The following is a 13355-nucleotide window of genomic DNA, read 5'->3' on the forward strand; positions in this document are numbered from 1 at the left end:
GCTCCGGCCTGACCTGCTTCACGATAAAAAATAGTCTGACCATTTACTTCTGTCTGACGATAATGAATGTCTGCAACAGATGCGTTTACTGCATTTTCTCATTTTAATTAAATATCAAAAACAATTAATGATTAACTTTTCTTCTTTGCTCTGCCATTGGTATTTGTCAATATGACATTATCCGAACCAATAATTCCCGTATTTGGAAGCCCAAAAATTGTTGAATTAGTTCCATAGTTGAGCTTCTTCTTGTCATAATTTTGAAGAATTGTACCAAATTGCGAGGATGTTAAATTTGTACCCTCTCCACCTTGTTGCATCAATCCTCCCATTACATGTTCCAGTCCAAATAAATGCCCAAATTCATGAGTTGACGTTCTTAATCCTTGATTTCCAAAATATTTGTCATACCAGCCAGAAAAATAACCTGCATCAACAAAAGCAACTCTTCCACCAATAAAATTACTTGCTCCATAAACATCGCCAAACTGACCATTTGCATCTTTTTGAGGTTTAAAAGAATTTGCTAGAACAAGCAAATGGTCACTGTCTTTTACATCATTCATTGATTTTGCAATAGAGAAATTTGCCTTTGTTTTAACTTTAACGCCATCCATATTGCCACTGAATGATTTTTCTAGTGAAGAAGTAATATCAGAAACTGCTTGATTCATATCAACATTATTATCTGAAAAATTTATTACCTTTCCAGTTATTGTAATATTTATGTTTGTTAAAGTTCGATTACCATCCTTATCACGAACTTCATTTCCTTCCTTATCTTTTTTATAAATCAAGCTAATATCAATTTGTTTACCATCTGGGTCAACAAAATATATCGGATTGTTAACAGCGTACGTGTAAGGTGAAAAATTAAAAACTTTCTCAGCCAGCGGGTCAATATTCATCCATCGACCAAGTGCTGGGTCATAATTTCTTGCTCCATAATCGTACATATTAAGCCCCAGTTCGTCCTGCAACTCCTTTCCATTGTATTTATACTTTTGCCCCGTACTATTTCCTTTTCCTAAGGCTGTTACTCCATTATAACCTGAATGTTTTAACCCAAAAGGATAATAATTACTTTCTTCTATAATTTCAGAACTGTAAACCGTACCATCATTGTTCGCATCACCATAGCTTAGTCGAATATTTCCTAAATGATCTTTGTATTGGTAAATATAACTAAAAACTCCTGCACTATGAGCCACATATCCCTCTGGTTGAGGAAAATATTGCAATACATCATTTTCATATTGGTAACCATTTGAATAATCTGTCGTTATTGTTCCTACAACTTTTCTCTGTTTTACACCAATGGCATCATAAACATAATTAATATTACTACCACCCGTCAAGGTTATTTGGACTGGAAGATTCAAATAATTATATGTTATAGCTGTTATACCTTTATTGGCATCAGTTTTCATATTACCATTTGCATCATATGTATATTCTGTAATCGTATTACTTCCATTTTTAAAACCTTCATTGTTTGCCGCATTATCTTCAACTTTTTGTAACCTATTCCCGGAGTCGTAGGTATATGTCAGGTTGTCAATTGTTCCAAAAGTAGCACTTCCGGGAATAGTATTCCCATTTCTAAATAATGTTTTTATATTACCGTTTTTATCATACGTTGGATTTTCATTGTAGAATCCAAGATTATCTGCGGCAAAAGTGATTCGATTTAAAGCATCATAACTATAATTATAATTTCTTACAGAACTGTCAGTATTGGCTGTTCTCCAAAATGTTTGGCTTATGTTACCGTTATATAAGGCTGTACCTACTGATGGCAGATCATAATTAATCTTAAAAGCAAACAAATCCGTACCTATCACATTAACATCGTTTATTGTTTTCAGCCATCCTCTTACGTTATAAGTATAATCTACATTTTGTAAACGGTTTTGATTTGTTTTTCCTCCTACTGATTTGTTTACCAATTGTCCAAGATCATCATAACAATTAAATGCAATAACTTCTTCAGGCTGTGAGTTTATTTTTTGTTTTTGTGTTAAGAACCTTCCCATATGATCGTAAACAAATTGGTCTATAACAGTTGTTGTAACAGTTGCCTTTGTATGAGTACTTGTTGTCTCTGTTACCTGTCCCGTAAAATCAAGCTTACTTTTTAGTGCATTTGTAATTTCGAGATAGTCATTATAATTGTAACTATAAATTGGTCTGCCTTTAGTATCATAATAAATTATATTAGTAATCCATTTAGTTGTTCCTAATACTCTTACTTTACCTCCTGTTGGCAATCCTTTTACACTGCTTACAGGCACAAGGCCGTAAGAAATAACAGTAGAAGGCGATGGACCTATTAAATCAAAATTATAGGAATCATAATAATTAATAGTATTCAAATTAAAATTATTATTAGGAAAAGCAGTATTGCTATAATATGCGGTCATATCACCAATAATTGTAGCACCTTGCAGTTGCTCTGACGTAGCTGCTATACTACCAGTAGCTAAATCCTGTACTGCTTTACGATTTAAGGTACTAGTATATTCCCCTGTATAAACAGGCCTGTTTAAAGCATCGTATTTAGTTAATAGCCATTTATTAAGTAATCTAAGGTTACTGTCCTGAATTAAAATTGGCCTGTCTAACTTATCATAGATGATATATTCCCATTCTTTACCCGGAAGTTTTTTCTCTACTAAGCGGTTACGGTAATCGTATTTATAACGGTAGCATAATAAGTTGAGTGTCGTGTCATCAAAAGCTCCATTTGCTAACGGTGGTAATACATAACATAGATTTCCATATTGATCGTATACATAATAAGTATCATGAGGATCCTGGTTATTATAAGTTCTTTTTAAAACTAAATTTCCGTCTTTGTCTTTAAATTCTTCAGTTGTTTTATCTAAACCAGATAACCAATTTTCATCTTTTGTGATTGTTTTATAGAGTTGCCCTACACCATAAGTCGTTGTTTGTGTAATAGATGTCTCATAAAGACCTAAATCAGACAGACGATCTGTACTCACAGCAATAAATTGTTTTACTTCTTCTGAAGTGTTGGTCCAATAATTAAACTTTATTTCATGGCCTGAAGTTGATTGCGTTTTCCAATTGTTTCCAGGGGAAGCTTGTTTGATAATACGATTTAATGGAGAAACTTCAAAGGATTTTTCACTAAAAGGATTTAAAGTATTTTCATATTTAGCCGTATTGTAATAATTCAATATATTTGCAACAGCATTAGTTTGTATTAAACCACCAGTACTAGATATTGCATAAGGCAGATAATCCTGTGATTGTCTTCCATAATTATCATATCCTATGTGTGTTATAATATCGCTGGATTCAAATCCTTTGATTATTCCGGAGATACTGGCTTGATTACCATCAATCTTTTGCAACAAAGGATTATAGAAATACTGACTTACTCCAAGATCAGTTGAGTAATATAAATAACTTCTGAAATAGGCATCTATAGTTGTGCTACTCCATTTGAAGTCGGTTCCATTTAATACCTTATTACCAGCCATATCATATACACCACTTATGCCAGAATAACCTCCTGCATAAGTCGCCGGATGAATCATGCCAACCATTAGATACCACGTGTCTAAAGCTGGCAAATTACCATACCAAAAATAAGGATTGGAATTAGCACTACCATCAAGATTTACCACATTTTGTGTACCGTGATAAGTAGTTCCATTCTGTCCTCCTGTTCGTTTTACCCAAACAGCATATTGATAAGACTGGGTTTTATCAACCGGAATTAAAGACGTATTCCATCCACCATCTGCGTCACTTGCTGCATCATTGATACATCTCCATAATCTGTCAATTTTACCAAACGGATTCTGTCCATTTATTCTAATATTTTCTGTCAATCCTCCATTTTGTGTAAAAAAGGAGATTACACTGTTTCCCAAAGCCCAGTTATTTTTCCAATCTAATAAATTTGTATTCAATTTATTAGGACCTTTATTGATGCCAATAGTCTGCTTTGGGCGACCCAAGCCATCAAAATAAATTATATTTTTTTGTATGTCCGTTTTAGGCAACAAATTATAGCTATTACTCTGCACTGCCTTTTGTGGAGTTTCAGAATAAACAAAATTTTCATCACTAAGTTGTTGTGACACAACACTTATACTACTTAATATAAATAGAAATAATATGGATAGATGTTTTTTCATTTTACCTTTTTAGATATTTATTTTTTTGATTGCTCTGGTTTAACAACAAATTGTTAAATAAAATTTTATCATCAATTTGCAGTTGACCAGTAAGTCAAAGCTCCCCCCGGATAAGAAGAATAAGCTAAAATCATTTGAGAGCCTGTAGCTCCTCCATAACTTCCGGATGCAGGAACAGTTGAACCACTAGTAACCATAACATAATTATTAGAAATGAAATTTTGTCCATATTGTGTAAAAGAACCTCCTGCACCTATTGTACTTCCATTTATATTCACATAGCCACTTCCTGTGCCCGATGATGCTGATGCAGACTGAATTACTGTATAAACATACAGTGTGTGAATTGAAGGATTTACTATCGTACCGTTTAGTCCTGCTCCTCCTGTGGCAGGATATGCACCAGAAGTTTTATAAAATCCTAACACTGCGGGACTGGTAGTCATTTGAACAGAAGAAGATAACCCCCCATCACCAGTTGCATTGTAAGCGAGAACCTGAATAGAATAAGCTGTTGCAGCTGATAATCCTGATAGAGATCCAGTAGTACTGCTAACATTAGCAGCAAATACTCCATTTTTATATATTTTATACCCTACCGCTCCGGGAACTGCAGACCAAGAAAAATTTAAAGACGAAATTCCCGAATTGGTAAAACTAAGCCCTGTTGGCACTGCAGGCAATGTCAACATTGGGACAGTTGGTGAAAAATCACTGTTACTATTCTCAGTATATGCTAATACCTTAACATTATAAGATGTTGAACCTGTTAATCCTGTTAATAAGCTTGTATTAGTTGGTGCAGTAACAGAATTAATGTAAATCCCATCTTTATAAATTTTATACCCGGTAGCCCCTGTGACAGCTGTCCAATAAAAACCTACCGAAGTAGATGTAGCACTATTAAAAACTAATCCTGGTGGTGCTGTTGGCGCAGTAGTCATTGAAACAAGAGAAGAAAATGCCCCTTCTCCTGAAGCATTCGCTGCCTTCACCTGTATACCATATGTCGTTGCAGGAGTCAGTCCAGATAAAGATCCTATAGTTATAGGTGCAGAAACACTGTTAACATAATTTCCATTTTTGTAGATTCTATATTCCGTTGCTCCTGAAACGGCTGACCATATAAGACTTAATGTTGAAGTACTATAATTTGTTAAACCAAGTGAGATTGGAGCTGCCACTATTGTTGACATTCCTGTAGGAGAAGACAAGTCTCCATTGCCAGATGCATTATACGCAAGAACCTGAATATTATAACTTGTTCCAATCGTCAATCCTGATATATTACCGATAGTTGTTGTTACCGACGTATTATATGCTCCATCTTTATATATTTTATATCCAGCAGCTCCTGAAACCGGAGTCCATGAGAAATTTAATGATGAAACAGTCGCACTAGTCAAAGTTAATCCTGTAGGTGCTGATGGTGCTGTACTCATAGAAACAGCTGCGGAATAAGCTCCGTCACCAGAAACATTTGTGGCTAATATTTGGATGCTATAATTTGTTGAGGCAACCAATCCAGATATAACTCCTGAAGTTACAGGTGCGGTTACAGAACTGACATATATACCATCTCTATATATCTTATAACTCGTAGCCCCCGTTACAGCTGTCCATGAGAAATTTAATGAGGTCGAGGTAGCGCTTGTAAAAAGAAGTCCTGTAGGAATTGATGGCGATGTACTCATAGAAACAGAACCAGACAATGGACCATCTCCCGAAGCATTTGTAGCCAGTATCTGAACACCGTAAAATGTTGAAGCTGTTAACCCTGATAAAGAACCTGTAGTTGTTGACGCATTAACACTGCTTACATAAGTTCCATCTTTGTAAATTTTATAACCAGTAGCTCCTGCAACAGTTGTCCATGCGAAGTTTATTGAGGTCGAGGTGGCATTTGCAAAGACAAGTCCTGTAGGAGCTAATGGCAATGTACTCATAGAAACAGTACCAGACAAAGAACCATCTCCAGAAGCATTTGTAGCCAGTATTTGAACGCCGTAAGATGTTGAAGCTGTTAATCCTGATAAAGAACCTGTAGTTGCTGGAGCAGCAATACTACTTACATAAGCTCCATCTTTATAAATTTTATAGCCGACAGCACCTGTAACGGGTGTCCATGAAAAATTTATTGACGAAGCCGTGGCACTATTAAAAACCAATCCTATTGGTGCAGATGGTAATGTACTCATAGAAACAGAAGGTGATAAACTACCATCATCTGTACCATTAGTAGCTAAAACCTGAATGGAATAAGTTGTTGAAGCAGTCAATCCTGATAGTGAACCTGTGGTTACAGGAGCACTAACTGTATTTGTATAAATACCATTTTTATAAATTTTATATCCGGTAGCTCCTGAAACAGCTGTCCATGAAAAGTTTACTGACGAAGCAGTAGCACTTATAAAAGTTAGTCCTGTTGGTGGTGGAATAATTAATATACAGTTACCATTGACATTAACAAAGTTTTGTCCATATGCTGTTATCTCTGTATTTGCCTGATTGTCTGCATCTACTTGTGAGACTGTTGAAGAATACATTCCAGCTGGAACGGTGTAGGTGTAAGGAGATCCTATGTAACCCGCACCACACGATTGTTTTGTAAAAATGGCACTTTTAAAAACACTTTTATAAATTGTTTGCACGCCCGATCCTATCGTACAATCCGTTTGTTGACCTATAAAATTATAGCAATACCTCTGTAAAACATTTAAATCCTTGTCTTTTATGAATTCTAATCTATTTGCACTATCATAACTATAAGTTATTTTATTTCCTTTAGGATCAGTTATTGTACTTACTCCAATGAGTGGTAAATAAGTATAGGTAGTAACCAAAGATGATGGAAGAGCAGTTCTTATATTATCTAAAGCTGTTAATAATTGTGCTTCTGTACCAGTATTAGAGGCTGTTTGTGCAGCAGTAATTAAACTAGGAGTAATGCTACTATATTGCGAATTTTCAATTTTAGCAATGGGATATTGTCCATTATATCCCCAAATATATGAATTGTAATTAGATTCATTAGAAACCTCTGTCAGGTTAAGAAAACTGTCATAAGAATTATAACTAATCTTTGGTTCTAATGGACTGGTACCTTTCGCATTTTTGTATTTAGTCAGAGTAAAGATGTTTGGAATTGCGGGATTATTTGAACCACTTTTAAAGAAATATTCGAACTCTTCGTTTGAAACTAATATATCATTTTTCTTTATTTGTTTTGAAATTATCGGCGACAAAACATTTTTATTAGCCATCAAAAGAGCCGTGTTATTTAAAGAATTACTAGGGAAATCTTTAGGATACATGGTTAAAGTTTCAATAAGATCATTTTTACTATTGTTTGACTTACTATATGTCATTTGATTATAAGCGTTATAAGTATAATCTGTTCTTATTGTTACAGATTCCGAACCGTAATATGTTTTCTCAGTACTTACTTCAAGTGGAGAATAGGAACCCCTAATAGGGTAAACTCCAACTGTGTAATTCGAATAAGTCCCATACATATTGCCGGCTGTGTAATACTTTGTTTCACGGAATATACATTTCATTCCACTGAAACAATTTAGCTTAACAAACCCATAACCATTAGATATTTCTTTCAGTAAATTATTATCTTTATCATAAATTTCCTGCTTCCTGAGTAATCCATTATCTTTCTCATTTTGAATAATTGGCATACGAAGTTCTGCATAAAAACCCTGTACCGTACTGCCTATCTCAGGATTATTGACGAAATATTCTCTAATTCTACCATTTTGTTCAACAGCGTTTGGATTATCAAAATTAATATTTGATTCATCGACACTATCATAACCAACAAATCGTCCCTGCCCGTTACCAGAAGGAGCTGTAAAGTTTCTGGAGTTTAAAATTAATTTATATCCAACAGATTGATTCACCTGTATATTAATCCATCCATAATTTGGAATCCATACTTTATTGAAATAATTCATTCCTCCCATCAATCTTCCTCCTTGATAAGAATAGCTCTTTTTTGTAGCCTTTGTATAATATTGCGAATAATTGATAATTTCTTTTACCCTTATTCCAGCGCCAACACTCTCTGTTTCCAAAATTGGTTTATAATCATTGTAGGAAATATTAAAAGTTGCCTGACTTGAATTTGTTGTACTCGAACCATTGTTTCCACAACCTCCACTTACCATAAAATATGCAATACCTTCAGATAGATTATAGATAATGTTTGATGAAAATTCATCAGCATTTAGGTTAATAGTTTTCCCTATTTTCCCACCTTCATTATCCGCATAAGTATTATAAAGTTGTGGATTTGACGGATTTCCATCAAGAAAATCTAAGTCCACAGCAAGAACATACTTTAGGCCATAAGAATTTAAATGTGCATTATAAGAAGGATTGCTTTTTATATAGTCCATTAATTCCTTCTTAAAATGAATAACTTTAAAATAGCAACTCGAATAAGCCTCAGGATATGTTGGATAACATCCTATTGTGCTAAGCATTCCTGAAACCTTAAAAATTGTATTCCCACCTTCAATCATAACAATCTGATCCAGATTTAATGATGCATTTTGTACGGTTGATAATCTGAAATTTTTTGCAATTCCCTGATTTAGACTTGGAACCTTAATATTTGAAAACGAATTTAATTCATAATCAAAAATGGTATAACCACCCGTAGGATATGTAATTTTATTTAAAACAGCCGCTTTTGCATATTGAAGCACGCTACTATTAATATTATCTTTGTAATCATAATAGTGCATATATTCTCTGGCAATATTAAATTTATAAATATCAATAAAATTCGAATTATTTGTCAATACACCATTATAGTTCCCCCAATAGTCCTTTGCATACGAAGTTTTTTTCGGTAATACTTCAGTATCGTATTCAAAAACATAAGGATTCTGACCTGTTTCTTTAACAGACAATAATTTTAATCGGTGTGTGAGTTCCTGAGGTGTTTTAATAACTGAAATCGAGCTTGATAGAAAAGAATCCGAATTGGTCCCTGATGTGTGACCAATAAAATAATCGTAACTAAAATCAATTTTTTTAATTATACTTCCGGCTGTTGTTTTACGCAATTCAATATTATCTAATTTTTTTGATCCGACTAAATCAATTCTATCCGAATAATTAAATGATAATACCCCTTTAGAAAATGTTATTTTATTTAGATAAGAATAAGGTTGACTGGTATAAGAATAACTGGTAAATGTATCACTCATTTCATTCGGAAATGGTTTAAATCCCATTTGTGTATCATAAAAAACCTTGGATTGTGAAACACTAGGGTAATTTTTAATTGGATTTGTAGTCGTATAATCTAAATACAAAGTATCACCGATATTTGTAACTATTTGTGTGAGCTGATAGGCTCGTGATGAAACAGTACCTGCTATATCCGGTGCTGTAGTTGAAGGAACTTGAGGCCAAGCTTCTTGTTGTGAAGTATTTTGATCAATTATTGTTTGTTCTTTTAAAGTAAAAGTAAAAACATGCCCATCCGGGACCAAAATAGCAAAATTAGTAGGAGCATCAACACCATTATAATTAAATGCAGTGATTTTAACTTTATTATCAGTAAGACATACAAATTGATCATTTTTCCAATCAAGAATAAATTTTCCTGAATATCCAGGAACAGTAAAACTAAAAATATCAGGTTGAAAATCTTTTTGACCTAGTACTAAAGTATTGACATAGTTGTTATCTCCGAAAAGATATGCAGTTGGAATTTCTCCAGTACTTGAATTTTGGGGTGCACCACTAAGTCCAAGCAAAAAAATATCACAATTACTCACAATAGAGCTACCTGAAGGACATGAACCATTACATTGTACATCAATAATATTAGCAAAATTTGGCATCGTACGATTTCTGGTTAGTGATGCAAAATCATCAAATCCTTCAACTTGTTGTATAATGCTCCAATTTGCGTTTAATGTCCAGCCCAAACCTGCTGATCCTGCTTCTTCCTCGACTTTAAATCCATTAGAATAATAATTTAGTTTAATAGGAATAGTAAGTCCTTTGGCTTCAATATTATAAATTGGAATTGAAATTTCTGGGATGCCGGTGTACTTACTAACTGGTGTTTCAGTAAATTTTAAGAATTCAAAACTTTTAGGACTTGTAGGCGTTAAGGCTGGCAATTTATTTGATTCATTTACCTGGCTTAAACATAATAATGGAAAGAAAAGGAAAAAAAAGATTTGCTTCATATTTTATTTTTGTAAAATTACTTGTGACTAATTAGCATAAACAGTGATTTTAGCATAATCATGAGCAAAAAAGATAATAAATCACAAATTATCATATATTAAAAAGCATTTTTGATTATGTAACTTAAATAAATATTAAATATTTAAAAAATTAACACAATGATACTTTTTTTCTTTCAATCAATATAGATTTAATTTGTAAGCAAAAGTAGACATATGATTAAGTATTTAAAGATTAGCAACTTAAGATATAACAGATGAGTTTTTGTATAGTTAAACAATTTTAATCATGAAAAAAAGAAATAAACGTAATGAGTCTGTCATGTAAACTATTGTATGCGAGTTTTTTAACTAACAACCTTGTTCTATAGGAGCTAAAGCATTTTTATGAGTTAAAAATGTCCAGTCTTCAATAAAAGAAAAGTTTTCAGTACTGTCTTTATAATTCAGCTATCGCTCTTCTAAAATTTTTAAATACAGCACTCAGCTCAATAAAGCTATTGGGTTTTCTCAAAAACCTTTCGACAAAGTGGATTATAGATTGATTTTATGCGGCATTTGCTGAGTATACGGAATAAATAATTACAGAAATTTCCTTCATTTTGTTTATCTTTTCCTCTAGAAATTAACTCCATTCAAAACTGGTATATTGTAATTAAGGAATTTTAGGTCAGGCAGAATTTCAGTACTTTTCAAAATTGCAGAGTTAACAAGATTCATTTCCACATCGGCAGGAAAGATTTTTATCTAATAAATCATAGCTTGGATAAGTACATCAGCATCATCACTGTCATCGTGAATGAATAATATATTTTAAATAGCATAGACCATATGTGGCTATTGTAACTGATAAAGATTTATTACCTTTCACGCCACTATTTTCCTAATATTATCAATATTTATATAAAAGGCCTGTGCTTGTAAATATAGGCCAGATATTTATATCAGAGTGGTGCAATACTAAAATTTACTCTTGATTCTTATCTTCTTATTAGCATTAAAATTGATAGTATTATATGCTGTGTCGGTGAAGAATGTATAAGTTTCTTTTTCTTCTGCTAAAGTTTTCTCCAACAGCAAAACTGCATATCATCATGCAATGAGGTTGCAAAAACTACAAGCTTGCGGTATGTTAAAAATTTATATTATACATTTTTTTTGATGCAGCAATGTTCGATTTCTTCACTATGCTTTCCTTCTTTGATTAGACCTTCCATAGCATCACATTTTTAGCTGTAGCTTTCTTACTTGTTAGCGAAAAATGTTTCAGGCTTTTAGCCTGCTCGTTCGTTAGCGCGAGGTGATTATTTATTGCTGTGATTAAATTTTCCGAATTTTCATTTTTAGACATTTTAGACAGTATTTTGGTTACTGCTTTTTCAGTTAGTATCTTTTAATGAATCAACAAATAATTCTCTGAGTTTCTCAGAACGGTGGGAGATTTAGCTTTGTAGTTTAATCATTATTAAAATGATAAGTGTATTTATTAAACTTTTATTTGTAATTCTTATAAAGCTCGTATTAATAGTCATCTAATAAAAGATTCATCAGTCTCTTTGAATTACGATTAAATTCAAATTTGACATATTAAAAAAGCTGTTTAGAATTTTAAACAGCTTTTTTTTTGTAATTCCCAGAAATTCAAAACTTAAAAACCTCAACATCTTATAAAATTACATTGACCCTTTCAGGGCATTGTATTCATTTGTCATATCAAGAGATCTGTAAACTCCTAACAGGGTTTTTGTTACATCGGGATTTTTAGGTTCAATATCGAGTGCTTTCTTAAGATACGGAATTGCACTTCTGGCAATATCATCTTTTTTGGCATTTAGCTTATCATATTGCTGCATCTCACTTGGAGAAGTTCCCAGAGAAGATATTTCATCAACCAAAGATTTTTTTAATTGCAGTTTCAAATATGCCAGATTAATATAGGCATCGATATAATTAGGATTTAGCTCTAAAACATAATTATAAATCTTTTCTGCATTTGCAAAATCTTTTTTCTCCAGATAAGAATATGCCAGATTATTGTTTATTTCTATTTTCTTAGAAGGAACAGATTCGGTTCTTGGTTTTTCATAAAGTCCCTGCTCAATAGCTGATTGTCTGGCTTTTGGCGAAATAAAGAGATCTTCTTCTTTTGTTTTCTTATTTGTAGCAAAGTAGAGAACGCCTTTTCCTGAATAATTAATCTTTTTTAATCGCTCGTAATATTTAATCGCCGAATCGTAATCTTTAGCATTTATAGATGAAGCTGCAGCATTGACTAAGTTTAAGGTGTCTTTTTTATCAAACATATAAACTTCATAACTTTTGGCAGCACTTTCTTTGAAATTACCTGCTTTAAAGTCAGTCATTGCTCCATTAACAAGCTTAGATTTCATTTCTTTTAATGCCGCATTCGCCTTTACAGTATATTTAAATTTACCCGATTCGTTTTCGAATAAAAAAACATCCTGATAAGCTTGTGAAGCCAATGTAAAATTGTTGGCTGCATCGATATTTTTGACAGCCAGATCTTTTAGTACATTTCCTTTTAAAAAATAAAAATCAGATTTATCACCATCCGGGGCATTGATAATTAGATATTCAGTCTTGTTTAAAATAGTTAATGCAGCCTGAGAATCTCCTTTTTCAAAAAGCCCCTGGGCTTCTTTAATTTGCGCACTTTGAGAATAGCCGCAGACATTTATCAAAATTATTGATAATAGTAAAAGTTTCATTTTCATGGTATATCAGGTTTGATTGTTAGTTAGATTTTGGGTCAAAGCAATTTATAAAGTTGAACGCATTTGATATTTTTTATAAATATCCTGCTGAAGTAAATTTATCAATCTACTTTTCTTTATTTAAAATTGTACTTTCAAAACCTGTGACAGGATTTAAAAGTCATCAAACTGATATTTAATTAAAGTAATTTTTTATCATATTAAATATTTTAAGGGGTTAG

At 32.7% G+C, this 13355-nt stretch carries 3 protein-coding genes; all 3 read right to left on the reverse strand.

Annotated elements, in window-relative coordinates; all coding sequences use genetic code 11:
• Nucleotides 1-131: 131 nt before the first annotated feature.
• The 3 genes from DCO46_RS20030 to DCO46_RS20045 all read right to left on the reverse strand — a co-directional run bounded on the left by DCO46_RS20030 (nucleotide 132) and on the right by DCO46_RS20045 (nucleotide 13134).
• Nucleotides 132-4175 carry a DUF6443 domain-containing protein gene (locus DCO46_RS20030; RefSeq protein ID WP_116754257.1) on the reverse strand — a complete coding sequence of 1348 codons (4044 nt, stop codon included), beginning with the start codon at nucleotides 4173-4175 and terminating at the stop codon, nucleotides 132-134.
• A 71-nt stretch (nucleotides 4176-4246) separates the two neighbouring features.
• Nucleotides 4247-10399 carry a fibronectin type III domain-containing protein gene (locus tag DCO46_RS20035; RefSeq protein ID WP_116754258.1) on the reverse strand — a complete coding sequence of 2051 codons (6153 nt, stop codon included), beginning with the start codon at nucleotides 10397-10399 and terminating at the stop codon, nucleotides 4247-4249.
• Nucleotides 10400-12072: 1673 nt separating this feature from the next.
• Nucleotides 12073-13134 carry a tetratricopeptide repeat protein gene (locus DCO46_RS20045; protein ID WP_116754260.1) on the reverse strand — a complete coding sequence of 354 codons (1062 nt, stop codon included), beginning with the start codon at nucleotides 13132-13134 and terminating at the stop codon, nucleotides 12073-12075.
• Between the last annotated feature and the right edge of the window lie 221 nt (nucleotides 13135-13355).

The organism is Flavobacterium sp. HTF (genome assembly GCF_003105115.1).
GTDB lineage: Bacteria > Bacteroidota > Bacteroidia > Flavobacteriales > Flavobacteriaceae > Flavobacterium.